This window comes from Methylopila turkensis (genome assembly GCF_027922325.1).
Lineage (GTDB): Bacteria > Pseudomonadota > Alphaproteobacteria > Rhizobiales > Methylopilaceae > Methylopila > Methylopila turkensis.
Window position 1 is genome coordinate 244,304 of the sequence record NZ_BSFL01000001.1, and the last position, 23,735, is coordinate 268,038.

The 23,735-nt window shown below is 69.1% G+C and carries 26 protein-coding genes and 1 riboswitch; of the genes, 17 read left to right on the top strand and 9 right to left on the bottom strand.

The window, feature by feature from the left end:
- Positions 1-70: 70 nt before the first annotated feature.
- On the top strand, positions 71-529 hold the full coding sequence (locus PKE78_RS01085; protein ID WP_271198995.1) for a RidA family protein: 459 nt from the start codon (positions 71-73) through the stop codon (positions 527-529).
- A complete protein-coding gene (locus PKE78_RS01090; RefSeq protein ID WP_271198996.1) occupies positions 526-1,605 on the top strand; it encodes a D-TA family PLP-dependent enzyme in 1,080 nt (359 codons plus the stop codon). Before PKE78_RS01085 ends, PKE78_RS01090 begins: the two co-directional genes overlap by 4 nt.
- A 53-nt stretch (positions 1,606-1,658) precedes the next feature.
- On the opposite strand, the gene PKE78_RS01095 is transcribed toward PKE78_RS01090, so the two are convergent.
- Positions 1,659-2,867 carry a Zn-dependent hydrolase gene (locus PKE78_RS01095; RefSeq protein ID WP_271198997.1) on the bottom strand — a complete coding sequence of 403 codons (1,209 nt, stop codon included), beginning with the start codon at positions 2,865-2,867 and terminating at the stop codon, positions 1,659-1,661.
- 16 nt (positions 2,868-2,883) lie between these two features.
- Complete coding sequence (locus PKE78_RS01100) at positions 2,884-4,113, bottom strand: amidohydrolase family protein (protein WP_271198998.1); 1,230 nt, start codon at positions 4,111-4,113, stop codon at positions 2,884-2,886.
- Positions 4,114-4,241: 128 nt separating this feature from the next.
- On the opposite strand from PKE78_RS01100, the gene PKE78_RS01105 reads away from it, so the two are divergent.
- Positions 4,242-4,643 carry a nuclear transport factor 2 family protein gene (locus PKE78_RS01105; protein WP_271198999.1) on the top strand — a complete coding sequence of 134 codons (402 nt, stop codon included), beginning with the start codon at positions 4,242-4,244 and terminating at the stop codon, positions 4,641-4,643.
- A 147-nt stretch (positions 4,644-4,790) separates the two neighbouring features.
- Here the strand turns inward: PKE78_RS01105 and PKE78_RS01110 are convergent, their stop codons facing one another.
- Positions 4,791-5,534 (bottom strand): GntR family transcriptional regulator, encoded by a 744-nt coding sequence (locus tag PKE78_RS01110; RefSeq protein WP_271199000.1) that lies wholly within the window; start codon positions 5,532-5,534, stop codon positions 4,791-4,793.
- 114 nt (positions 5,535-5,648) lie between these two features.
- Between PKE78_RS01110 and PKE78_RS01115 the strand changes: the two genes are divergently transcribed.
- The 12 genes from PKE78_RS01115 to PKE78_RS01170 all read left to right on the top strand — a co-directional run bounded on the left by PKE78_RS01115 (position 5,649) and on the right by PKE78_RS01170 (position 15,676).
- Entirely contained in the window at positions 5,649-6,488 is an 840-nt protein-coding gene (locus PKE78_RS01115; RefSeq protein ID WP_271199001.1) for an ABC transporter ATP-binding protein, read from the top strand.
- On the top strand, positions 6,488-7,267 hold the full coding sequence (locus PKE78_RS01120; protein ID WP_271199002.1) for an ABC transporter permease: 780 nt from the start codon (positions 6,488-6,490) through the stop codon (positions 7,265-7,267). Before PKE78_RS01115 ends, PKE78_RS01120 begins: the two co-directional genes overlap by 1 nt.
- A gap of 29 nt (positions 7,268-7,296) precedes the next feature.
- Positions 7,297-8,322 carry an ABC transporter substrate-binding protein gene (locus tag PKE78_RS01125; protein WP_271199003.1) on the top strand — a complete coding sequence of 342 codons (1,026 nt, stop codon included), beginning with the start codon at positions 7,297-7,299 and terminating at the stop codon, positions 8,320-8,322.
- A gap of 2 nt (positions 8,323-8,324) precedes the next feature.
- Positions 8,325-9,764, top strand: coding sequence for an amidohydrolase family protein (locus tag PKE78_RS01130; RefSeq protein WP_271199004.1), 1,440 nt, complete (start codon positions 8,325-8,327; stop codon positions 9,762-9,764).
- Between the two features lie 98 nt (positions 9,765-9,862).
- A complete protein-coding gene (locus PKE78_RS01135) occupies positions 9,863-10,762 on the top strand; it encodes a polysaccharide deacetylase family protein (protein WP_271199005.1) in 900 nt (299 codons plus the stop codon).
- Between the two features lie 132 nt (positions 10,763-10,894).
- Positions 10,895-11,200 carry a hypothetical protein gene (locus PKE78_RS01140; RefSeq protein ID WP_271199006.1) on the top strand — a complete coding sequence of 102 codons (306 nt, stop codon included), beginning with the start codon at positions 10,895-10,897 and terminating at the stop codon, positions 11,198-11,200.
- 172 nt (positions 11,201-11,372) lie between these two features.
- Entirely contained in the window at positions 11,373-11,810 is a 438-nt protein-coding gene (locus PKE78_RS01145; RefSeq protein ID WP_271199007.1) for a hypothetical protein, read from the top strand.
- A gap of 73 nt (positions 11,811-11,883) precedes the next feature.
- Positions 11,884-12,915 carry a CobW family GTP-binding protein gene (locus PKE78_RS01150; protein ID WP_271199008.1) on the top strand — a complete coding sequence of 344 codons (1,032 nt, stop codon included), beginning with the start codon at positions 11,884-11,886 and terminating at the stop codon, positions 12,913-12,915.
- A gap of 52 nt (positions 12,916-12,967) precedes the next feature.
- Positions 12,968-13,068: riboswitch (TPP riboswitch) on the top strand.
- Between the two features lie 57 nt (positions 13,069-13,125).
- Positions 13,126-14,127, top strand: a complete 1,002-nt coding sequence (locus tag PKE78_RS01155) for an FAD-dependent oxidoreductase (RefSeq protein ID WP_271199009.1) — start codon at positions 13,126-13,128, stop codon at positions 14,125-14,127.
- Positions 14,096-14,293, top strand: a complete 198-nt coding sequence (thiS, locus tag PKE78_RS01160; protein ID WP_271199010.1) for a sulfur carrier protein ThiS — start codon at positions 14,096-14,098, stop codon at positions 14,291-14,293. The genes PKE78_RS01155 and thiS overlap by 32 nt, the downstream gene beginning before the upstream one ends.
- A 1-nt stretch (position 14,294) precedes the next feature.
- On the top strand, positions 14,295-15,068 hold the full coding sequence (locus PKE78_RS01165) for a thiazole synthase (RefSeq protein ID WP_271199011.1): 774 nt from the start codon (positions 14,295-14,297) through the stop codon (positions 15,066-15,068).
- The gene (locus tag PKE78_RS01170; RefSeq protein ID WP_271199012.1) at positions 15,065-15,676 is read left to right on the top strand and encodes a thiamine phosphate synthase; all 612 of its coding nucleotides are present in this window, start codon (positions 15,065-15,067) and stop codon (positions 15,674-15,676) included. Before PKE78_RS01165 ends, PKE78_RS01170 begins: the two co-directional genes overlap by 4 nt.
- Positions 15,677-15,709: 33 nt before the next feature.
- On the opposite strand, the gene PKE78_RS01175 is transcribed toward PKE78_RS01170, so the two are convergent.
- The 5 genes from PKE78_RS01175 to PKE78_RS01195 all read right to left on the bottom strand — a co-directional run bounded on the left by PKE78_RS01175 (position 15,710) and on the right by PKE78_RS01195 (position 20,398).
- The gene (locus PKE78_RS01175; protein WP_271199013.1) at positions 15,710-15,970 is read right to left on the bottom strand and encodes a hypothetical protein; all 261 of its coding nucleotides are present in this window, start codon (positions 15,968-15,970) and stop codon (positions 15,710-15,712) included.
- A 77-nt stretch (positions 15,971-16,047) separates the two neighbouring features.
- Positions 16,048-16,755, bottom strand: a complete 708-nt coding sequence (locus PKE78_RS01180; protein WP_271200040.1) for an amino acid ABC transporter ATP-binding protein — start codon at positions 16,753-16,755, stop codon at positions 16,048-16,050.
- Between the two features lie 105 nt (positions 16,756-16,860).
- Positions 16,861-17,991, bottom strand: a complete 1,131-nt coding sequence (locus PKE78_RS01185) for an amino acid ABC transporter permease (protein ID WP_428981234.1) — start codon at positions 17,989-17,991, stop codon at positions 16,861-16,863.
- Positions 17,992-18,016: 25 nt separating this feature from the next.
- Positions 18,017-19,219: an amino acid ABC transporter permease gene (locus tag PKE78_RS01190; RefSeq protein WP_271199015.1), complete on the bottom strand. Its 1,203-nt coding sequence runs from the start codon at positions 19,217-19,219 to the stop codon at positions 18,017-18,019.
- A gap of 162 nt (positions 19,220-19,381) precedes the next feature.
- Positions 19,382-20,398: an amino acid ABC transporter substrate-binding protein gene (locus PKE78_RS01195; RefSeq protein ID WP_271199016.1), complete on the bottom strand. Its 1,017-nt coding sequence runs from the start codon at positions 20,396-20,398 to the stop codon at positions 19,382-19,384.
- A 255-nt stretch (positions 20,399-20,653) separates the two neighbouring features.
- Here PKE78_RS01195 and metC point away from each other — a divergent pair, with 255 nt between their 5' ends.
- On the top strand, positions 20,654-21,832 hold the full coding sequence (gene metC / locus PKE78_RS01200) for a cystathionine beta-lyase (RefSeq protein WP_271199017.1): 1,179 nt from the start codon (positions 20,654-20,656) through the stop codon (positions 21,830-21,832).
- Positions 21,833-21,960: 128 nt separating this feature from the next.
- On the opposite strand, the gene pqqA is transcribed toward metC, so the two are convergent.
- Positions 21,961-22,041 carry a pyrroloquinoline quinone precursor peptide PqqA gene (pqqA, locus tag PKE78_RS18525; RefSeq protein ID WP_131002444.1) on the bottom strand — a complete coding sequence of 27 codons (81 nt, stop codon included), beginning with the start codon at positions 22,039-22,041 and terminating at the stop codon, positions 21,961-21,963.
- A gap of 197 nt (positions 22,042-22,238) precedes the next feature.
- Here pqqA and PKE78_RS01205 point away from each other — a divergent pair, with 197 nt between their 5' ends.
- Complete coding sequence (locus tag PKE78_RS01205) at positions 22,239-23,687, top strand: phospholipase D-like domain-containing protein (protein WP_271199018.1); 1,449 nt, start codon at positions 22,239-22,241, stop codon at positions 23,685-23,687.
- Positions 23,688-23,735 lie beyond the last annotated feature (48 nt).

Consider the following 23,735-nt stretch of genomic DNA (forward strand, 5'->3'; position numbering starts at 1 on the left):
CGCCGGCCTATGACGGGTGCGCGGCGCGCCGTTCGCGGGGCGCCGGCGCGGACGACATTAAGGAGGCGGCGTGAGCGCGGAAGACAGACTGAACGAGCTCGGACTGGAGCTCCCGGCGACCTACACCCCGGTCGCGACCTATGTTCCGGCGAAGCGCGTCGGCGATCTGCTGTTCCTCTCGGGCCAGGGCCCCCGCCTCGCCGACGGCTCGCACCATGTCGGCAAGGTCGGCGCCGAGGTCACGGTCGCGGAGGCCTACGAGCACGCGAAGCTGGTCGGGCTCGGCCTGCTCGCCGCCATCAAGGCCGCGGCCGGCGACCTCGACAAGGTCGAGATCGTGAAGCTGCTCGGCATGGTCAACGCGACGCCGGACTTCACGCAGCAGCCGGAGGTGATCAACGGCTGCTCGGACCTGCTGGTCGCGGTGCTGGGCGAGCGCGGCCGCCACGCCCGCTCGGCGGTCGGCATGGGCTCGCTGCCGAACGGCATGACGGTCGAGATCGAGGCGATCGTCCGGATCCTGCCATGACGACGCCGCTGGGCGCCAAGATCGCCCGCACGCTCGGCACGCCCGCGGTCGTGGTCGATCTCGACGTCGTCGAGGCCAACGTCGCGCGCGTGCAAGGCTTGTGCGACGCCGCCGGCGTCGCGAACCGCCCGCACGTGAAGACCCACAAGTCGCCGGAGCTTGCGAGGCTGCAGGTCGCGGCGGGCGCGAAGGGCGTCACCTGCCAGAAGCTCGGCGAGGCCGAGGCGATGGCCGACGGCGGGCTCGACGACATCCTGATCAGCTACAACCTGCTGGGCGAGCGCAACGTCGGCCGGCTCGGCGCGCTTCTGAAGCGGGCGCGGGTGACGGTCGCCGCCGACAGCCCCGTCACCGTGGACGGCCTCGCACCCGCGGCGGAGATCGCGGGCCGGCCGCTCGACGTCGTCGTGGAATGCGACACCGGCCTGAAGCGCGCGGGCGTCGAGACGCCGGCGGAGGCCGTCGCGCTCGCGAAGCGGATCGCGGCGACGCCGGGGCTCCGCTTCGCCGGCCTGCTGCTCTATCCGCCGCCGGACCGCTGGCCGGAGACGCAAGGCTTCCTCGACACGGCCCGCGCGGGCCTCGCCGCGGAGGGGCTGAAGCCCGGCATCGTGTCGACCGGCGGCTCGCCGAACCTGAAGAACCTCGGCGCGCTGAAAGGCGCGACCGAGCACCGTCCCGGCACTTATATCTTCAACGACCGAATGCAGATGGCGGCTGGGGTGGCGACGCTTCGGGACTGCGCCGCCCATGTCTACGCCACGGTCGTGAGCCGCGCGGGACCTGAGCGCGGCATCGTCGACGCCGGCTCCAAGACGCTGACCAGCGACCCCGGCGGCCTCGACGGCCACGGCCTCATCCTCGAACACCCCGACGCCCGCATCGGCGCGCTCTCGGAGGAGCACGGGTTCCTCGACCTCCGGGCCTGCGCGGCGAAGCCCGCCGTCGGCGACGTGGTGCGGATCGTGCCGAACCATGTCTGCGTGGTGGTGAACATGGTCGACCGCCTCGTCGCCGTGCGCGGGGCTACGATCGTCGGCGAGATCCCGGTCGTCGCCCGCGGCCTGAGCGTGTGAGGCGCGGCGGTTCGCGCCGCCGTCAAACGCACGTCTTGCCCGCGCTTCGCCCCCTACCCCGCCAGCACGCTCCGCGCGGCCTCGAACAGCACCTCGACGCCGAGCGCGAGGTCCTCTTCCTTGGTGTCCTCCGACCAGTGGTGGCTGATGCCGCCGATCGAGGGCGTGAACAGCATCGCGGCCGGCATGATGCGCGCGAGGTTCTGGGCGTCGTGGCCCGCGCCGCTCGGCATGCGCCGCCACGCGCCCGGCGCCAGGCGCTCGGCGGCGGCCGACAGCGCGTCCATCAGGCCGGGATCGCAGACGGCGGGGACGGCGCGGCTCAGGACCTCGATTGTGGTGTGGCAGCGCTCGCGACGGTTGCTCTCCTGAACGAGGCGGCGAAGGCAGTCCTCCATCCGCTCGAGAACCGCGATCTCGACGTCGCGGAACTGGAACAGCACGTCGGCGGTCCCCGGAATGATGCTGGGCGCGCCGGGGTCGAGCGCGATGCGGCCCGTGGTCCAGGTGCTGCGCTCGCCGCAGACGCGCGGGAACTCCGCGTCGATCGCGGCCAGCAGGCGCACGGCGGTGAGCCCGGCGTCCCGGCGCTCGGCCATGGTGGTGCCGCCGGCGTGGTCCTGCGCGCCCTCGACGATCAGCCGGAACTGCCAGATCGCGACGATGCCGGTGACGACGCCGACGCGCTCGCCGGCGTTCTCCAGCGTCGTGCCCTGCTCGATGTGCATTTCGAGATAGCCGCGGTAGCGGGCGGGATCGAGCGTCAGGCGCGGGCGGCCTTCGAGCCCGGCCGCCTTCAGCGCGGCGCGCAGCGGCGTGCCGTCGGTGCGGTTGCGGGAGCCGTCGATCTCGGCTTCCGTCAGGTCGCCGATCGCCGAGCGGCTGCCGAGGAAGCCGACGTCGAAATGCCCCTCCTCGTCCGCGAAGGCGATCGGATCGACCGCGAGCCCCGAGCGGGCGAGCGCGAGCGCCGCGACCACGCCGAGCGCCCCGTCGAGCCAGCCGGCCTCGTTCTGGCTCTCGATATGGCTGCCGGCGAGCAGGCGGCGGCCGGCGCCCTCCCCGCGGCCGATCACCGTGCCGACGCCGTCCATCTCGGGGGCGAGGCCGATCTCCGCCATCTTCCGCATCAGCCATTCGCGGGACTCCATGTCCTGCGGCGAATAGGTCGGACGATGGACGCCGGTCTTGAACCGGCCGATCTGGCGCAGTTCGTGGAGGTCGGCGAGGAAGCGGGCCGTGTCGACGGTCGGGGCGGTCATTGCGTGTCCTCGAGGATCAGGCGGCAGGCGGGTTGAGCGCGGCGCGCGGCCGCTCGAAGCTCCGCCGCCCGCGCTTCAGGCCCCAGAGCGGGGCCGCGATGTCGGCGAAGGCCTCTCCGGCGTCCGCCGCGTCGAGCACGACGAGATCGGCCGCGGCGCCGACGCGCAGGCCGTAGTCGTCGAGGTTCATCAGCCGCGCCGGCCCGTCGGTGACGAGGTCGAGGCAGGCGTCGAAACCGTCGGGGCCGACCTGCGCCACGTTGGCGTAGAGGTTCGCCATCCGCATCAGCGACAGGTCGCCGAACGGCGTGAACGGGTTCTGCACGTTGTTGGTGGCGATCGAGGCGGTGACGCCGCGGCGCGCGAGCTCGTGCGCGGGCGTCACGCCGCGGGGCCGGTCGGCGAAGCGGTCGCGCCCCATCAGGTAGAGGTCGGTGGCGGGCAGCGCCGTCAGCGCGACGCCGGCGCCCGCGAGCCGGGCGGCGGCGCGCTCGAAGGCGCTCGGCGTCATGGCGGAGAGTTTGGTCACATGGCCGACCGCGACCCGGCCGCCGCGGCCGAACGCCTCCGTCCGCCGGCAGACGTCCTCCAGATGGCCGGTGGAGGCGTCGAGATCGAAGTCGAGATGGAGATCGAGCGCGACGTCATAATCCGCGGCGAGCTCGAACAGGCGGTCGAGCTGGGCGATCGGGTCCGTGTCGGTGTAAGGGCAGCCGCCGAGAACATCGGCGCCCTCCTCCAGCGCCGCGACCAGCAGCTCCTCGCAGCCGGGATCGTTGGTCAGCCCCTCCTGCGGGAACACGCAGAGCTCGAGGTCGATACCCCAGGCGTAATCGCGCTTCGCCTGGGCCAGCGCGCGGAAGCTGCGAAGGCCGGCGCGCGGGTCCACCTCCACATGGGTCCGCATCCGCGTCGTGCCGTGGGCGATCGCGCGGTCGAGGCAGCGGCCGGCGCGGGCGAGCACGTCCTCTTCGGTGAAGTCCGCCTTCAGCCGCGCGACGGTCGCGATCGCGGCCTTCAGGTCGCCATGGGCGTGGCCGCAGCGCCCGAGCAGGCAGGCCTTGTCGAGATGGACGTGGGTGTCGACGAAGCCCGGCAGGCCAAACCGCCCGCCGGCGTCGATCACAGGCGCGTCGCAGACGATCTCGCGCTCGATCGCCGCGATCCGTCCTCCGGCGATCCCGATTGCGACCGGCGCCGGGGCGTCGCGCGTGTTGAGATTGGTGACGACGAGATCGAGGGTCATGCGCAGCGTCCGCGGAACATGCCCATAAAACTAGCGCCGGGGGCGCAAAATGCATGAACTAATTGCATGCACTTTGCCTCGCATTCTGCTTAAAGCTTGGACGTCCCGCAGCCGTGAGGATGAATCCGATGTCCGACGCCCTGTCCCCTGACGCCGCGCTGGTGCGCGATTTCCTCGAGGCCTCGATGGTCCCGGATCCCGAGCGGGCCGCGAGCTACATGGCCGACGACGTGCGGATCACCTTCACCGGCGGCCGCCCCTTCACGCATCCGAGCGGTCCCACCGCCTTCAACGCCATGCGCTACGCCTGGGTGAAGAAGCGGATGGAGCGGTTCGACGTGGCGCCGGGCGACGGCGAGACCGTGGTCTACAGCGTCGGCACGCTCTATGGCGCATGGCCCGACGGCGAGCCGTTCGAAGGCAACCGCTACGTCGACCGCTTCCTGGTGCGCGGCGGCAAGATCGTCACCATGGACGTCTGGAATGACAGCGCCGAACGCATTCTTACGCGCCTCGGCGTCGAGGCCTGAGCGGCCTTTCAGGAGTCCGCCGTCATGCCCGCCTTCGCGGACATCCACGACTTGCCTTCACTCGCAGCGCCCGACGCCCAAGTCGTGGATACCCGGCTTCGCCGGGCATGACCGGCGCTTGATCGCGCCTCTAATTTGCACGCGCTGTCACCGCCCTCCGCGCCCGCCCTTCGACGGCGCGGCGTCGAGCGCGTAAGGCGCGAGCACGTCCATGATGTTGCGCGGCTTCGCCGTCGCCTCCGACAGCAGCGCGCGGCCTGCGACCGCGTCGAGATGGTGGTCCATCAAGGCCGTCGCCCGGTCCGCGTCGCCGCCGGCGAGGGCGGCCACGATCTCGAGGTGCTCGCTGACCGCGCAGTCCGAGGAATGCGGCCGGGAGAACAGCGCGAGCGTCAGGCAGCAGCGGTAGGCGATCTCGCTGACGTAGCGGATGAGCACCGGGCTGCCGGTCATCTCGGCGAGGCGGATGTGGAACTCGGTCGCGAGCCGGATCGAGATCGGCTCCGGGCCGCCCTTCGCCTGCCGCTCGCGCTCGATGCCCTCCTCCAGCTCCGCGACCTGCGCGCGGGTCAGCCGGCCCGCGAGCCGCTTCACCACCAGCCGTTCGAGCCCGGCGCGCACGTCGAACAGGTCGCGCGCCTCGTCCCAGCTCGGGGTCGCGACCACGGCGATGCGGTTGCGGCGAAGCTCCACCAGCCCCTCGGAGCCGAGCTGGCCAAGCGCGTGGCGGGCGATGGTGCGACTGACGCCGAAGCGCTCGCCGAGCGCGTCCTCGGGCAGCCGGTCGCCCGGCGCCAGCGCCCGCTCGATGATCGCGCGCCGCAGCGCCTGGCAGATGACGCCGACCCGGTCCGGCGCGGTCCGGCGCGCTGCGTCCACGTCCGCCTTCATGCCGCGCCGACCTCCCGACTCCATCCGACCCAAGCGTGATAGCGCCGGGCGGACCGCTCGCGCAAGACGATCTGGCGCCACGTTTGCATGCACTTTCGCCATGGAGGCGCATGCATGACGTCCGGAACTTACCCTAACGATCTCGGCGCGGAGCGCGTTGCGATCGCCTTGTCCGGCGCAGCCGTCACCTTCGGCCGCGGCGCGCGGAAGACCGCGGCGCTCAGCCCGACGACGCTGAAGATCGCCGAGGGCGAGTTCGTGGCGCTGGTCGGCCCGTCCGGCTGCGGCAAGTCCACCATTCTCAAGCTCGCGAGCGGCCTGCTGCAGCCGAGCGAGGGCGCCGTCATCGTGGGCGGCCGCGAGACCGCCGCCAAGGCGATGCGCATCGGCATGGCGTTCCAGAACCCGACGATGCTGCCCTGGCTCACCGTCGAGCGGAACATCATGCTGCCGCTCAAGATCGTGCGGCCGTTCCGCGGCGAGTACCGCGCCAAGCGGCGGACGGAGTTCCGCGACCGCGCCCATGCGCTGCTCGATCAGGTCGGGCTGAAGGGCTTCGCGGACAAGTATCCGTGGCAGCTCTCGGGCGGCATGCAGCAGCGGGCGAACCTCTGCCGCGCGCTGATCCACGAGCCCCGACTGCTGCTGCTCGACGAGCCGTTCGGCGCGCTCGACCAGTTCACCCGCGAGGAGCTCTGGGGCGTGCTGCAGGAGCTGTGGCTCGCGCGCAAGCCGACCGTGCTGCTCGTCACCCACGACCTCAAGGAGGCCGGGTACCTCGCCAGCCGCATCTGCGTGATGAGCGCCCGCCCCGGCCGCATCCTCGACGACAGCCCGGTGGATTTCCCGCGCCCGCGCACCGTCGCCATGACGTTCGACCCGGATTTCGTCGCCCTCAACCAGCGCCTCAGGGCGCGCATCGTGGAGGCCCGCGGCGGCGCGGAGCAGAGCTGATGACCGATTTCGCCGCCGTCCGCCGCAAGCTCTGGGCCGTCGCCCTGATCGTCGGCTTCTTCCTGCTGTGGGAGGCGCTCTGCCTCGCCCTCGACGTCTCGGACCTGGTGCTGCCGCGCCCGAGCCAGGTGTTCGCCACCCTGTTCGCGCGGCTGCCGATCCTGTGGCCGCACATCCTGCAGACGCTGATGACGACCATGATCGGCTTCGTCGGCGGCGTGGTGATCGGCGTCGCCATCGGCGCGCTGATCGGCGTCTCGAAGGTGGCCTACGACACCGCCTATCCGCTGCTGATCGGCTTCTCGTCGATCCCGAAGGTCGCCGTGGTGCCGATCTTCGTGCTGTGGTTTGGCTCCGGCACGGTTCCGGCCGTCCTGACCTCGCTCGTGATCTGCTTCTTCCCGATCGTGGTGAACGTCGCGACGGGCCTCGCCACCACCGAGCCCGAGCTCGAGGACGTGCTGAAGGCGCTCGGCGCCTCGAAGGCCGACATCCTCTGGAACGTCGGCCTGCCGCGCGTGATGCCGTTCTTCTTCGCGGCGCTGAAGGTTTCGATCACCTACGCCTTCGTCGGCACCGTGCTGGCCGAGACCGTCGCGTCGAACCGCGGCGTCGGCAACGTGATGATGAGCGCGTCGTCGAACTTCGACGTGCCGCTGGTCTTCGCCGGGCTGTTCGTGCTCGCGGGCCTCGGCGTCGCCCTCTACGTCGCCTTCTCCCTCATCGAGCGCCGCGTCACCGGCTGGGCCTCCCGCCGCGACGACTTCGCGGCCGCATGACGATTCCCAAACAGGAAGGACCCCTCCAGATGCTGAAGCCGCTCCTCGCCGCGCTCGCGCTCGGCGCCCTCGTCTCCGCGCCCGCCGCCGCGGCCGACACCAAGATCAAGTTCACGCTCGGCTGGAAGACCCAAGGCTCCGACGCCGCCTTCATGCTCGCCAAGGACAAGGGCTACTTCAAGGAGGAAGGGCTCGACGTCCAGATCGACCAGGGCGAGGGCTCGGGCGCGACCGTCACGCGCATCATGTCGGGCGCATGGGACGCGGGCTTCGGCGACGTCAACGCCATCATCCAGAACGCCGCCCAGCGCCCGGACGCCGCGCCGGTGATGGTCTACCAGATGTGGAACCGCCCGCCCTTCGCGGTCGTGACCAAGGCGGAGGCCGGCGTCAAGTCGCCGAAGGACCTCGAGGGCAAGACGCTCGGCGGCGCGCAGGGCACGCCGACCACGCGCCTGATCTCGGTCTTCGCCAAGACCAACGGCGTCGACATGGAGAAGGTGAAGCTCTCCAACATGGCCCCGAACCTTCAGGAGCCGATGCTGATCCGCGGCGACATCGACGGCGCGATGGTGTTCACCCTCACGAGCTATTTCAACCTCGTGCTGAACCGGCAGGACCCGGACAAGGACTACCGCTGGCTGAACTTCGGCGACTATGGCCTCGACCTCTACTCGAACGGCATGATGGTCTCGCGCAAGCTGCTGAAGGAGAATCCGAAGGCGGTGGCGGGGCTGGTCAAGGCCGTCAACCGCGCGGCGATCGAGATCGGCAAGGACCAGGAGGCGGGCATGAAGGCGATCGAGGCCTACGACAATCTCGTCAATCTCGCGGTCGAGAAGCGCCGCCTGCAGTTCGCCTACGAGAAGCTGATGGTCTCGCCCGAAGCCGCCGAGATCGGGCTCGGCGACATCAAGGACGACCGCATGAAGAAGGCGATCGACATCGTGGTCCAGGGCTACGGCCTGCCGCGCGCGCCGGAGCCGTCCGAGATCTTCTCGCGCGAGTTCCTGCCGGCTCGCGCCGAGCGCGAGCTCGTCTACACGGCGAACTGACCATGGCCGGAGCCGTCGCCGCCGCGGCGCTGTTCGACGGCGAACGCCTTCGCTGCGACGTCGCCCTCGCGCATGAGGGCGGCGTCGTCGCCGCGATCGAGCGGGTTGCGGAACCGCATAGCGGGCCGCGGCGGCTGGTGACGCCGGCGCTCGTCAACGCGCACGACCATGCGCGACCGCTGTCGACGACCTCGTTCGGCTCGGCCTTCCTGCCGCTCGAAACCTGGCTGCCGCGCAACGTCTTCGTGACGCCGCCGGACCCCTATCTCGCGGCGGTCGCGCCGCTCGCCCGCGCCGCGCGCGCCGGCTGCGGCGCGGTGATGGTCCACTACACCCGGCCGAGCGGGACGCTGTCTCCGGTCGACGAGGCGCGCGCCATCGCCCGCGCCGCGAACGACGTCGGCGTGCGCATCGCCTTCGCGCCAGCCGTCCGCGACATGAACCCGCTGGTCTATGGCGACGAGACCGAGATGCTGGCGCGCCTTTCCCCGGCGGCCGAGGCGCTGTTCCGCGACGCCTTCGTCCGCGAGCCGGCGACGCCGCAGGCCTATCTCGACCTCGTCGACGAGATCGCGGAGGCGATCGCGGGGCCGCTCGTCGACGTGCAGTACGGGCCGGCGGGCCCGCAATGGTGCTCGCGCCCGCTGCTGGAGGCGATCGCGGACGCTTCCGCCCGCACCGAGCGGCGCGTGCACATGCATCTGCTGGAGACCGAGCGCCAGCGCGCCTGGGCGGACCGGGCCTTCCCCGACGGCGTCGTCCGGCATCTGGAGGAGATCGGCCTGCTGTCGGCGCGGCTGACGCTCGCCCATTGCGTCCATGCGCGGCCCGACGAGCTCGACCGGATCGCGGCCTCCGGCGCGCGGATCGTCACCAATTTCAGCTCGAACATGTATCTGCGCTCAGGCCTCGGCCCCATCCGCGAGGCGCACGCCCGCGGCTGCCGGGTCGCGGTCGGCGTCGACGGGCAGGCGCTCGACGAGGACGACGACCTGCTGCGCGAGATGCGGCTGGTGCACGGCGTCCACGCCGGCGCGAAGCTCGATCCCGCATGGACGCGCGCTGGCTTCCTGTCGGCCGTGATCGCCGCCGGCCGCGCCGCCGTCGGCGCGCCCGGAGACGGAGCGCTGGCGCCCGGCGCGGCGGCGGATTTCATCGCGTTCGACCTCGACGCGCTCGACCGCGACCGGATCGCGCCGGTCGATCCGCTCGACCTGCTGTTCACCCGCGGCGCCGCGGCCCATGTGCGCGAGGTCGTGGTGGCGGGCCGCACGATCGTCGCCGACGGCCGCGTCGCGGGCGTCGATCTCGACGCGGTCGAGGCCGAGCTCCGGACGCTGTTCCGGGCGAACGCCGGCCGCCATCGCGCGCTCGAAGCCGCATGGGGTCCGTTCGACGCCGGCTTGCGCGACTGGTTCCGGGGCTGCCTCGGCTGCGGCTGAAGCCGAGGCCCGTCGACGAAGCGTGACTTGCCGCCCTCGCCCCGCGAGGATGAACTGAACGACCAGAAGCCGAACAACGACAGAGAGGACGAGACGCCATGCCGAAGGAGATTTTCGTGTCCTACGGGATCGACGTCGACGCCGTGGCCGGCTGGCTCGGCTCCTACGGCGGCGAGGACAGCCCCTGCGACATCTCCCGCGGCGTGTTCGCCGGCCGCGTCGGCTCGCCCCGCCTGCTGCGCCTGTTCGACAAGTGGGGGATCAAGACCACCTGGTTCATCCCCGGCCACTCGATCGAGACCTTTCCGGAGGAGATGAAGGCGGTCGCCTCCGCCGGCCACGAGATCGGCATGCACGGCTACAGCCACGAGAACCCGATCGCGATGACGCCGGAGCAGGAGGAGGCGATCTTCGACAAATGCGTCGAGGTGATCGCCGAGCTGTCCGGCCAGGGCCCCCGCGGCTATGTCGCGCCGTGGTGGGAGTTCGGCGCCAAGACCAACGAGCTGCTGCAGAAGAAGGGCGTCCGCTACGACCACTCGCTGATGCACAACGACCATCACCCCTATTACGTGACGGTCGGCGACCAGTGGACCAAGATCGACTACTCGCAGCACCCCTCGACCTGGATGAAGCCGTTCACCTCGGGCGAGGAGACCGACCTGATCGAGATTCCGGCCTCGTGGCATCTCGACGACCTGCCGCCGATGATGTTCATCAAAGCGGCGCCCAACAGCCACGGCTTCGTCGATCCGCACGTCATCGAACGGATGTGGCGCGACCAGTTCGACTGGGTCTACGAGAACTACGACTACGCCGTGTTCCCGATCACCATCCACCCGGACGTCTCCGGCCGCCCGCACGTGCTGCAGATGCACCAGCGGCTCTACGACCACATGCGAGCCCATGCCGGCGTGAAGTTCGTCGCGATGGAGGAGATCGCGGAGGACTTCGCCAAGCGCTATCCGCGCTCCGGGACCGCCCGGCCGCAGTCCTGACGCGCCGGGTTCAGACGCAGCCGTCATCCCCCGGCTCGTCCGGGGGATCCACGGCGACGTTCGCGCAGCGGACCGGCGGATGCCCCGGACAAGCCGGGGCATGACGCAGCCATTCAGTTGCAGGAGACGGCCATGTGCGGGCTCTGCGGGTCGTTCGGATCGGAAGCGCACTGGAGCGACGGCGTCGCGGACCCGGCGCGCACGCCGACCGCCGACCGCATCCGCCGCGCGGCGGTGGCGAACGAGACGCTAGCGCTCTACGGCCTCAGCGTCCGCGAATGGGGCGGGCGCTTCACGCTGTCGTCCCGCACCGGCAAGGTCGCGGTGGTCGACACGCTGGGCGCGGTCTGGCCCGCGGCGGAAAAGCTGACCCGCCGCGACTGCGACCCGCTCGACGAGGTGGTGCTGGCCAGACTTAAAAGCCAATGCCTAGAATAGGCCTATACCGAAAGCACTTCCACCAGCATGGCCAATCATGCGAAACTTGCGCACATCGTTTTTCCATAGCGCATGCTCCGCGACGGAAAAATCAAATACAGCTGCAAGGAATTTTTGTTATCATAGCGTGCACACTCCCCTGAAATTCGAAATTTGGCGTCAGGAGATAGACGTGTACGAATTGAAAATCTTGTATAGCACATTTTTTGTTAAGAAAGCTTCGGAGGAAGGCCATTATATCGCCACCGATAAGCAATTTGATGACCTTATCGCGATAGTTGAAAGTAAATCTTCTCAATTTGGTGGAGAGAATATTGATTCAAACTCCCTAGGTGAGCATACGAATACGATCGGCATCCATGATAAGCACAGGCTAAACTACCCTCAAGAAGTACAAGAATTCATTAACAATTATGGCTATATTTTTGCTGGATCTGCAGCGTTCGCCGTATTTCTTAGAAATGCATCTGGAGCACTAAAGGACATAATCGAAATATTGAGAAAAAACGGCGGTCACTCTTCGGTGGTTGTTAGTTTCAAAGGCGAGAAAATCACCATAAGAAATGGAGATGATCTAGAAAAAATCATTTCAAAGCTACCTGCAGACTGACAATGCGCAAATCCATGGTTGAGATTTCTGCGTCGCCTACCCGTGCTCTCCCCTCAAGACAGAGGGAGCGGAGATGCCTCGCTCCGTCGGCAAACTCCGGATGACGGGGACGCGCCTCCCTGTCAACATCCTGACCGGCTTCCTCGGCTCGGGGAAAACGACGCTGCTGAAGCGCCTGCTGGCGCGGCCCGAGCTCGCGAACACCGCCGTGCTGGTCAACGAGTTCGGCGAGATCGGGCTCGACCACCTGCTGCTGGAGCGGATCGCCGACGACGTGGTGCTGCTGAAGAGCGGCTGCCTCTGCTGCACCGTGCGCGGCGATCTGCGCGACGCGCTGATGGCCCTGATCGGGCGGCGCGCTCGCGGCGAGATCGCCGGCTTCGACCGGATCGTGATCGAGACCACAGGCCTCGCCGACCCCGGCCCGGTGATCGCGACCCTGAGCGCCGACCCTGCGCTGCGCCACCAGCTCCGCGCCGGCGCGATCGTGACCGTGGTGGACGCCATGCTGGGCGAGGCGACGCTCGACGCCCACGAGGAATCCGTGCGTCAGGCCGCCGTCGCCGACCGCCTGATCCTCACCAAGACCGATCTCGCGCCGGAGGACGCGGCCGCCCGCGTCAGGACACGGCTCGCGAACCTCAATCCGGCCGCGCCGGTGATCGAACTCCGCCCCGACGACGCGCCCTCGCCCGGCCTGCTGCTCGCCGACGTCCATGACGACGCGACCCGCGCCGGCGAGGTCCGGCGCTGGCTCGCCGCGGGCCCCGGCCGGCACGGCGCGGTCCGCGCCTTCGCGCTCGCCGCGGAGCAGCCGCTGGATTGGGCGCGCTTCGGCCTCTGGCTGTCGATGCTGCTGAACCGGCACGGCGACCGCATCCTGCGGCTGAAGGGGCTGGTCGCGGTCGAAGGCGTCGACACGCCCGTCGTGATCCAGGGCGTGCAGCATCTGATGCACGCCCCCGTCCATCTCGACGCATGGCCGGACGGGCGCCCGGCCACCAAGCTGGTGGTGATCGCGCACGGGCTGGACCCGGCGCTGGTGGAGCGCTCGTTTCGGGCGTTCTGCCGGGTCGCGCCGCCCGCCGCCCACGCCGCGGCCTGATGACGGAACACGGCGCCGACCGTTGACACCGCCGGCCGCCGACCCCATCGTCTCGGCACCCGAGGGGCGCCCGCGAGGGCTGAGACGGCGAGAGCCGAACCCTTTGAACCTGATCCGGGTCATGCCGGCGAAGGAACGGGGGCGCCAGACCGACGCTTTCCGCATTTCGCCGGCCGGATCCGCCACACGCGGAAGCGAGCACCCGCGCCCATGCGCGTCACCGTTCTCGGCGCCGGCGTCGCCGGCCTGACATCAGCACTGGAGCTCGTCCGCCGCGGCGCGACGGTGACGATCGTCGACCGCGCGGCGGCGCTCGGCGCAGGCGCCTGCTCCTGGTCCGCCGGCGGCATGCTGGCGCCGTGGTGCGAGCGGGAGAGCGCGGAGCCGGTCGTCGCCACGCGCGGCGCGGTCGCGCTCGACTGGTGGGACGAGGCGACTGGCGCCGTGACGCGCCACGGCACGCTGGTGGTCGCGCCGCCGCGGGACTCGGCCGAGTTCACGCGCTTCGCCCGCCGCACCGAGCGCTACGAGACCATCGACGGCGACCGGGTGGCGGAGCTGGAGCCCGACCTCGCCGGCCGCTTCCGCGCAGGCCTGTTCTTCCCCGACGAGGGGCATCTCGAGCCGCGCGGCGCGCTCGCCGCGCTGGAGCGCTCCCTGCGCGAGCGTGGCGTCATGTTCCGCTACGGCGTCGAGGCCGACCCGGCGGAGGTCGGGGACGACGCCGTGGTGGACTGCCGGGGCTTCGCCGCCCGCGACGCCCTGCCGGACCTGCGCGGCGTTCGCGGCGAAATGCTGGTGGTGCGGACCGACGAGATCCGCCTGTCGCGGCCGGTGCGGCTGCTGCACCCGCGCATTCCGTTCTACGTGGTGCCGCGGGCCGGCGGCGTGTTCATGCTGGGCGCGACCATGATCGAGAGCGCCGAGCGCCGCGGCGCGACCGCCCGCTCGGTCGTCGACCTGCTGAACGCGGCCTACGCGTTGCACCCGGCTTTCGGCGAAGCCGAGATTCTCGAAGTGCGGGCCGACGTCCGTCCCGCCTTCCCCGACAACCTGCCGCGCGTTGAAAGACGCGGCCGAACAACCTACGTCAACGGTCTCTACCGTCACGGATTTCTGTTGTCGCCCACATGCGCTCAGCAGGCCGCGGAGATCGCGACGCGACCGGAGGACACGTCCCATGAAGCTGACCGTGAACGGCGACGAGCATGATCTCGCCGCGGCCGACCTCGCCGAGGCGCTGCGCCTGCTCGAGCTCGACAGCGCGGTGGTGGCGACGGCGCTGAACGGCGCCTTCGTGCCCGCCGCCTCCCGCGCCGCCACCGCGCTCGAGGACGGCGACCGCATCGAAATCGTCTCGCCCCGGCAAGGAGGCTGACATGCTGAACTTCTACGGCGTCGAGATCGCGTCCCGCCTGCTGCTCGGCACGGCGCAGTACCCCTCGCCCGCCATCCTCGCCGACGCTGCGCGGGCCTCCGGGACCGAGATCCTGACCGTGTCGCTGCGCCGCGAATCCGGCCGGCTGCGTGAGGGCCAGGACTTCTGGGGGCTGATCGCCGACCTTGGCGTGCGCGTGCTGCCGAACACGGCCGGCTGTCACTCCGTGAAGGAGGCCGTGACCACCGCGCAGATGGCGCGCGAGGTGTTCGGGACCTCCTGGATCAAGCTCGAGGTGATCGGCGAGGCCGACACCCTGCAGCCGGACGTCTTCGGCCTGGTCGAGGCGGCGCGCATCCTCACCTCCGAGGGCTTCGAGGTGTTCCCCTACACCACCGAGGATCTGGTCGTGGCCGAGCGCCTGCTCGACGCCGGCTGCAAGCTGCTGATGCCCTGGGGCGCGCCGATCGGCACCGGCATGGGGCTCAACAACGTCTATGGGCTGCGGTCGCTCCGAGCGCATTTCCCGGACGTGCCGCTGGTGATCGACGCCGGCATCGGCAGGCCGAGCCACGCGGCGGCCGCGATGGAGCTCGGCTACGACGCCGTGCTGCTCAACACCGCCGTCGCCAAGGCCGGCGATCCGGTCGCCATGGCCGGCGCCTTCGCCCGCGCCATCGAGGCGGGCCGCGCGGGCTTCCTCGCCGACCCGATCGAGCCCCGCGACATGGCGGCGCCCTCGACGCCGGTCTTCGGCCGCGCGAGCCTCGCATGACGGCGCGGCTCGATCCGTTCTACCCCGTCGTCGACAGCGCCGACTGGGTGGCGCGTCTTGTGGGCGCCGGCGCGCGGCTGATCCAGCTTCGGGTTAAGAACAAGCCGCAAGACATTATTAACCATGAAATTAACCGCGCGTTGCAGCTTTGCGCGGCGGCCGGCGCAACTCTCGTCGTCAACGACTACTGGCAGGCCGCCATCGATCTCGGCGCGCCCTTCCTCCACCTCGGCCAGGAGGATCTCGAGGAGGCCGACCTCAAGGCGATCCGAGCCGCGGGCATTCGCCTCGGCGTCTCGACCCACACGCCGGAAGAGCTCGACCGGGCGCTGTCGGTCGATCCGCACCATGTGGCGCTCGGTCCGATCTGGCCGACGATCCTGAAGCAGATGCCCTTTGCGCCTCAAGGGCTTGAGCGCATCGGCGAATGGAAGCGCCGGATCGGCGGCCGCCCGCTGGTCGCGATCGGCGGGCTCACGCCCGAGCGCGCCGTGCAATGCCTCGCCGCCGGCGCGGACGTCGTAGCCGTCGTCAACGACGTGGTCGGCGCCGCCGATCCGGAAGCGCGCGCCCGCGAATGGATCGAGATCACGCGCGTTCAGGCCTGAACGTCGAGAGGATGTAGGCGATCCGCGGGGGCTCTACCCCGCGCCGTCGTCGGATTCGCTGTCGAGCTTCGCCGGATCGATCGCGCCCGGCGCGCTCTTCGGCGTCTTTTGCGCGTCGCCGTCCCGGCGCTTCACGCCGGCCGTCTCGGCGGCGTCCGGAGGGCCGTCGGGAGCGGGTCCCTTGCCGGGACCTGCGTCCGGCCGCCGTTCGAACGGCACGGGCCGCACGGCGTCCGCCTCGGACGCGCCCGTCGCGGCGCTGCGGTCCTTCTCAGGTTTCGGCGAACCCGCCATGCGTCATCTCCCTTGTTCGAGGGAGAAACCCGTCGGGCCGCGGTCGGTTCCCCTGAGCCCCCTGCCCGCCTGCGCGATCAGTGCAGGATCTGGCTGAGGAACAGCTTGGTGCGCTCGTGCTGCGGGTTGGCGAAGAAGGCGTTCGGCTCGTTCGACTCCACGATCTGGCCGGCGTCCATGAAGATGACCCGATCGGCGACCTGACGGGCGAAGCCCATCTCGTGCGTCACGCACAGCATGGTCATGCCGTCATTGGCGAGGCCGACCATGGTGTCGAGCACCTCCTTGACCATCTCGGGGTCGAGCGCCGAGGTCGGCTCGTCGAACAGCATGATCTTCGGCTTCATGCAGAGCGCGCGGGCGATGGCGACGCGCTGCTGCTGGCCGCCCGAAAGCTGGCCCGGGTACTTGTGGGCCTGATCGGGAATGCGCACCCGCTTGAGGAAGTGCATCGCGATCTCTTCGGCGTCCTTCTTGGGCATCTTGCGCACCCAGATCGGAGCCAGCGTGCAGTTCTCGAGGATCGTCAGGTGCGGGAACAGGTTGAAGTGCTGGAAGCACATCCCGACCTCGCGCCGGATCTCGTCGATCTTCTTGAGATCGTTGGTCAGCTCGGTGCCTTCGACGATGATCTGGCCCTTCTGGAACTCCTCGAGCCGGTTGATGCAGCGGATCATGGTCGACTTGCCGGAGCCGGACGGCCCGCAGATGACGATGCGCTCGCCGCGCTTCACCTTGAGGTTGATGTCTTTCAGGACGTTGAACTCGCCGTACCACTTGTGCATGCCGATGATCTCGACCGCGATCTCCTTGGAGGGCGGCGCCTTGTCGACGGGCGGCAGTTCGGAGGCTTCGACGACGGATTCGGCCATGACGGCGGCTCCCTGTGCTTAGCGCTTGTGGCCGGTGTCGAGCCGCTCTTCGACGAACCTCGAATAGCGGGACATACCGTAGCAGAAGACGAAGTAGACGATGCCGGCGAAGGCGAAGCCGGTGTAGACGGTCATCGGCGTCGCCCAGTTCGGGTCCGCGAAGGCGGCGCGGATGATGCCGAGGAAGTCGAAGATCGAGACGATCGCGACCAGCGTCGTGTCCTTGAACAGGCCGATGAAGGTGTTGACGATGCCGGGGATGACCAGCTTCAGCGCTTGCGGCAGCACGATCAGCAGCATCATCGGCCAGTAGCGCAGGCCCATCGCCATCGCGCCCTCGTACTGGCCTTTCGGGATCGCCTGCAGGCCGCCGCGCACCACCTCGGCCATGTAGGCGGCGGAGAACAGCGCGACGCCCACGAGCGCCCTCAGCAGACCGTCGATCGTCCAGCCGGACGGCAGGAACAGCGGCAGCATGTAAGTGGCGAAGAACAGCACGGTGATCAGCGGCACGCCGCGCCAGAACTCGATGAAGGCGATCGAGACAAACTTGATCAGCGGCAGCTTCGACCGGCGGCCGAGCGCGAGCAGGATGCCGAGCGGCAGCGAGGCGACGATGCCGGTCGTCGCGACGACGAGCGTGACGAGCAGGCCGCCCCAGGCCCGGGTCTCGACCGTGCGGAGGCCGAAGTAGCCGCCGTGCAGCATGACGAAGGCGAAGATCGGGAACGCCACGAAGAACAGGAGCGCGTTCGCCTTCTTGTAGGGCGCGCTCGGGGTCAACAGCGGGACGATGAGCGCGACGGCCACGAAGAACACCGTGGCCGGACGCCAGTGCTCGTCCGCCGGATAGAAGCCGTAGAGCAACTGCCCGAAGCGGTTGGTGATGAACGGCCAGCATGCCCCGACGCCCGGCGCGATGCAGGCTTCGCGGTTCGTGCCGGTCCACACCGCGCGCAAGAGCAGGAAGTCGATGAAGACCCAGAGGAGATAGACGGCGAGCGCGGCGCAGACGAGCGTCAGCAGCGCGTTCATCGGCCCGGAGAACAGGTTCTGCCGCGCCCAGCCGGCGAAACCCGACACCGCCGTCGGCGGCGGCTGCGGCGTCAGCATCTCGGTGCGGATGAAGGGGCGGTCGGGTCCCGCGATGGTCGTGTCGGTCATGCCGCCGCCCTCACCGTTCGATCAGCGCGACGCGCTGGTTGTACCAGTTCATGAAGGCCGACGTGACGAGGCTGATCACGAGGTATATGCCCATCGTGATCGCGATGATCTCGATCGCCTGGCCGGTCTGGTTCAGCGTGGTGCCCGCGAAGACCTGGACCAACTCGGGATAGCCGACGAAAGCGGCGAGCGACGAGTTCTTGGTGAGGTTGAGGTACTGGCTCGTCAGCGGCGGGATCATGACCCGAAGCGCCTGCGGGATCACCACCAGCCGGGTGGCGAGGCCGGACTTCAGGCCGAGCGAAGCGGCGGCCTCCGACTGCCCGTAGTTCACGGCCTTGATGCCGGCGCGGACGATCTCGGCGATGAAGCCGCCGGTGTAGATCGACAGCGCGATCACGAGCGCCGCGAATTCCGGCAGCAGTCGCGAGCCGCCGCTGAAATTGAAGCCCTTCAGGACCGGATGGTCGATCGTCACGGGGAAGCCGACGGCGAGCAGCGCGATCAGCGGCAGCCCGATCAGCAAGCCGACCGACGTCCAGAACACCGGAAACTGCTGGCCGGTGGCGTTCCGCCGGGCGGTCGCCCATTTCTTCAGGACGATGACGCCTACGACCGCGATGGCGAAGGCGATCAGCCCGACGCCGCTGCCCTCGCCGAAGACGAACCTCGGAATGTAGATTCCGCGATTGTTGATGTAGATCTCGCCGAATAGCGAATAGCTGTTGCGCGCCGCCGGCATCGCCGCAAGCACCGCAAGATACCAGAACAGAATGTGGAACAGCAGCGGCAGGTTGCGCGTCACCTCGACATAAGCGGTGCAGACCTGCCGGACCATCCAGTTCTTCGAAAGCCGGCCGACGCCGACGAGGAAACCGAGGATTGTCGCGAAGACGATGCCCACGCCGGCGACCATCAGCGTGTTGATGACGGCGACGAGGAGAGCGCGACCGTAGGTCGAGGTCTCGTTGTACTCCACCATCGTCTGGTTGATGCCGAAGCCGGCCGTCTGGTTCAGGAACCCGAAGCCCGAGGCGATGCGTTGATTGGCGAGGTTGGTCTGGGCGTTCCAGACCATCATGCCGATCGCGAAGACCACGATCGCGGCCACGACCGCCTGCGCGACCAGCCCCCGGAAGCGCGCGTCGTTCAGGATGGACGAGCGCGAGCGGACCGGCTCAGCGGGGGCTGGACCTTCGTGAGTGATCGCCATTCGGGGCTCCACGAATGAGACGGGCGGGCCGCTGCGGCTCCGGGCCGACTGATGCCGTGACGGGACGAGCGCCCGCCGACGTCCAAGCCGGCCCCCGCGCCGTGGCGGAGACCGGGCGGCCGGAGCGGGACGTGGGACGCCCGCGCTCCGGCCGAACCGTCTTCAGCGGATCGGCGGACCGTACTGCAGGCCGCCCTTGGTCCAGAGCGCGTTCTTGCCGCGCTCGATCTGGAGAGGCGAGCCGGCGCCGACATTGCGATCGAAGGCCTCGCCGTAATTGCCGACCTTACCGACGATGCGGACTACCCAGTCCTTGGTCAGGCCCAGCTGCTCGCCGAAATTGCCTTCGACGCCGAGCATGCGGCGGATGTCGGGGTTCGGGGAGCTCAGCATCTCCTGGACGTTCTTCGACGTGACGCCCGCCTCTTCAGCGTTCAGCATCGCAAAGTGGACCCACTTCACGATGTCGAACCACTGGTCGTCGCCCTGACGGACGGCGGTGGCGAGCGGCTCCTTCGAGATCAGCTCCGGCAGCACCATGTGCTCGTCCTTGTTGGCGAGCTTCAGGCGCAGCGCGTAAAGCTGCGAGGAATCGGAGGTGAACACTTCGCAGCGGCCGGACTCATAGGCCTTCAGCGTCTCTTCCTGGCCCTGGAAGGCCACGACTTCGTACTGGAGGTTGTTGGTGCGGAAGAAGTCCGCGACGTTGAGCTCGGTCGTGGTGCCGGACTGGGTGCAGACTGAGGCGCCGTTGAGCTCCATCGCCGACTTGACGCCGAGCGCCTTGCGCACGAGGAAGCCCTGGCCGTCGTAATAGTTGGCGGCGGTGAAGTTCAGGCCCTGGGTCGCGTCGCGCGACGACGTCCAGGTGGAGTTGCGCGACAGGACGTCGACTTCGCCGGACTGGAGCGCCGTGAAGCGGTCCTTCGCGGTCAGCGGCGTGAAGCGGACCTTGGTGGGATCGTCGAGGATCGCCGCGGCGACGGCGCGGCACAGGTCGACGTCGAGCCCGGTCCACTCTCCCTTTTCGTTCGGATTCGAGAAGCCCGGAAGGCCGGTGCTGACGCCGCATTTCAGCACGCCGTCCTTCTTGACCTGGTCCAGCGTGGCGGCGCCCGCCGCGCCGGACGCGAAGACCGCCGAAGCGCCGAGCGCCAGAGCGGTAAGGATTTTTTTCATAAGTCTTCTCGCCTTGTTCGCCGCCTGCTCAATCGCGACCAAAGTCGCAACAGCGGGGGCTTCCTGCCTTGGCCTTTGAACGCCCGCCAGCCCCGCGCTCGAAAGCCGCCGATGACCGACGCCTTATCGTTGCGCGAACCTCCGACGGCTGCGAGATGAATTTCGCGCCAGTTGCAATTCTTGGTCAAGCTTGACGGCGCCCCGTACCGGCACGCATGAACAAAGGTCGTTCACGACCACGCGAGAGGTTCGCCGATGGCGCGCAAGAGCGGTCGCTCCTACGGGCCGATGACCAACCTTGTCCTCGGCGGCCGCGACGTCGTCGACCAGCACGGCTTCGTCAACCCGCCGATCGTGCGCGGATCGACCGTGCTCGCGCCGACGGTCGCCGACCTCGCCAGCGGCTCGGGCCGCTACACCTACGGCCGCCGCGGCAGCCCGACCTACGACTCGCTGACCGAAGCGTTGCAGGAGCTTGAGGGCGGCGCCCACGTCGCGCTGACGCCGTCGGGCCTCTCGGCGGTGACCACGGCGCTGCTGTCCGTGCTCGGCTCCGGAGACCATCTGCTGATGGTCGACACCACCTATCAGCCGACCCGGCATCTCTGCGACACGCTGCTCCGCCGGCTCGGGATCGAAACCACCTATTACGACCCCCTGATCGGGGCGCAGATCGCGGACCTGATCCGGCCGGAAACCAGGGCGGTCTTCGTCGAAAGCCCTGGGTCCCTGACGTTTGAAGTTCAGGACGTCCCGGCCATCGCCGGCGCGGCCCATGCGCGCGGCGCGGCCGTCGTCATGGACAACACTTGGGCGACGCCGCTGCTTTTTAAGGCGCATGATCACGGCGTCGACCTGTCGCTGACGGCCGGCACCAAGTATCTCGGTGGGCATGCCGATCTGCTGATCGGCACCATCTCGGCGAACGAGTCTTACGCTCCGGCGGTAAAGGCGACCCATGGCGCGATGGGAATGCACGTCGGACCGGAGGATATTTTCCTGGCGCTTCGTGGCCTGCGCACTCTGGGCGTCCGGCTCGCGCATCAGCAGGAGGCGGGGCTGCGGGTCGCGCGCTGGCTGAACAGCCGGCCGGAGGTGGCGCGGGTTATGCACCCCGCGCTCGAGACCGATCCCAGCCATGCGCTCTGGAAACGCGATTTCGAGGGGGCGTCGAGCCTGTTCGGGGTCGAGCTCGCGCCCGGATCGCGGGCCGCGGTGGCCGCGTTCCTGGACGGGCTGGAGTTGTTCGGGCTCGGCTATTCCTGGGGAGGCTTCGAAAGCCTCGCGATTCCGTACGACGCCGGCCGCATCCGCACGGCGAGCCGCTGGGCGCCGGAAGGGCCGACGATCCGCATCCATATCGGGCTGGAAGAGGTCGAGGACCTGCTCGCGGACCTCGAGGCGGGCCTCGCGCGCTATACGTCGACGCCCTGAAGCAGCCCTTGCAGGGATCACGGGGTCACCATCGACGGCGAGAATGCGAGCGACCCAGTCGAAAACGAAGAAGCCCCGCGCGGCGGGGCCGCGCGGGGCTTCAAAACTGATCGTCAGAGCTTAGAAGCTCAGAGCTCAGCCGGGCTGTACGAGGTGACCTCGAGGCCAACCGGGGTCTCTTCGACGATCGGAGCGGTCCAAACGGCCATTGTAGCCTCCTGTGTTTGCCCGCGGCGGCGTCGCCGCGCGTTCGATGATTGAGATATAGGAAGCCGGCGCTTCCACCGCCAATTAATTCTCTGTCATGTTTCGGACGCCTTCCCGCGCCTACGTCAGGACACGATGCGGACTCTGGGCGGCCCGCGCCCTATAACGCCGGTCGCCCGTCACTGCGCCGCGAGACCCGATGCTGACCCCATCTCCGCCGCCCGCCGCCCTGCTCGCGCCCGGCGACACCTGCTGGCGGATCGAGCGCGCAGACCGCTTCGCGCTGATCGTCGACGCCGCGGACTACTACCGCGCCGCCAAGCGGGCGATCCTCAAGGCGCGGCGCTCCGTCATGCTGATCGGCTGGGACTTCGACAGCCGGATCGAACTGGAGCCTCATGGCGCGACGATCGAGGGACCCAACCGGCTCGGGCCCTTCCTGAGCTTCGTCGCGGACCGGAGGCCAGAAATCAGCATCCACTTGCTGAAATGGAACCTCGGCGTCCTGGAGACGCTCGGTCGCGGCGAGACGCCGTTCTATCTCGTGCAGTGGATGCTGAAGAAGAATATCCGGCTCAAGCTGGACGCCAGCCATCCGCCGCTCGCCGCCCATCACCAGAAGATCGTGGTCGTGGACGACGCGCTCGCCTTCTGCGGCGGCATCGACATGACGCTTGGCCGCTGGGACACGCGCGAGCACCGCGCCGACGACAGGGGCCGGCGCTCCCCTTGGGGCCGGCAGCTGCAGCCGTGGCACGACGCCACCACCTGCGTGGACGGCGCGGCGGCGCAGGCCTTCGGCGAGCTCGCCCGCGCGCGCTGGAGGATCGCCACCGGCGAGGAGCTGGAGCCGCCGCCCGGCGACAGCGACCCTTGGCCGGACGACTTGCCGACCACGATGACCGAGGTCGACGTCGGGATCGCGCGCACCTTCGCGGAGTATGGCGGCCAACCGCAGATCACCGAGATCGAACGGCTCTACCTCGCGGCGATCGCCCGCGCGGAAAGGTTCCTCTACATCGAAAGCCAGTACTTCGCCTCCCGCACGATCGCAGAGGCGATCGCCCGACGGCTCGCCGAACCGGACGGACCTGAAATCGTGGTGATCAATCCAGAAGCCCAAGACGGCTGGCTGGAGGAAAGCACCATGGGCGCGGCGCGCGCCAAGCTGATCCGCTTCGTGCGCAGGGCCGACGCGCATGGGCGGTTCCGGATCTACTGGCCGGCGACGCCGGAAGGCGATCCGATCTATGTCCACGCCAAGGTGATGATCGTGGACGACCGGTTGCTGAAGGTGGGCTCGTCCAACCTCAACAACCGCTCCATGGGCTTCGACACGGAAAGCGACGTGGCGGTCGAGGCCGGAGCTCAGGACGAGGAGCGCCGCGCCACGATAGCGCGCATCCGCGACGATCTGCTGGCGGAACATCTCGGCGTAACGCCCGCGGAGATCGCGGCCGAGCTCCAACGGACCAGCTCGCTGATCGCGACGATCGAATCGTTCCGCGGCTCCGGACGTCGCCTCGAACCGCTGGAAGCCCGCGAGGTCGGCGAGATCGAGGAGGCCTTGTCCGAAACCGATCTCGTCGATCCCGAACGCCCCCCGAGCCTGTGGCGGCGGGCGCGGAGGCGGATCGGGCTCCGGTAGAGGCGCTCCAGCCGCTTCGCCCAGCGCTTTGCGCCGAAGGCGCGCGCC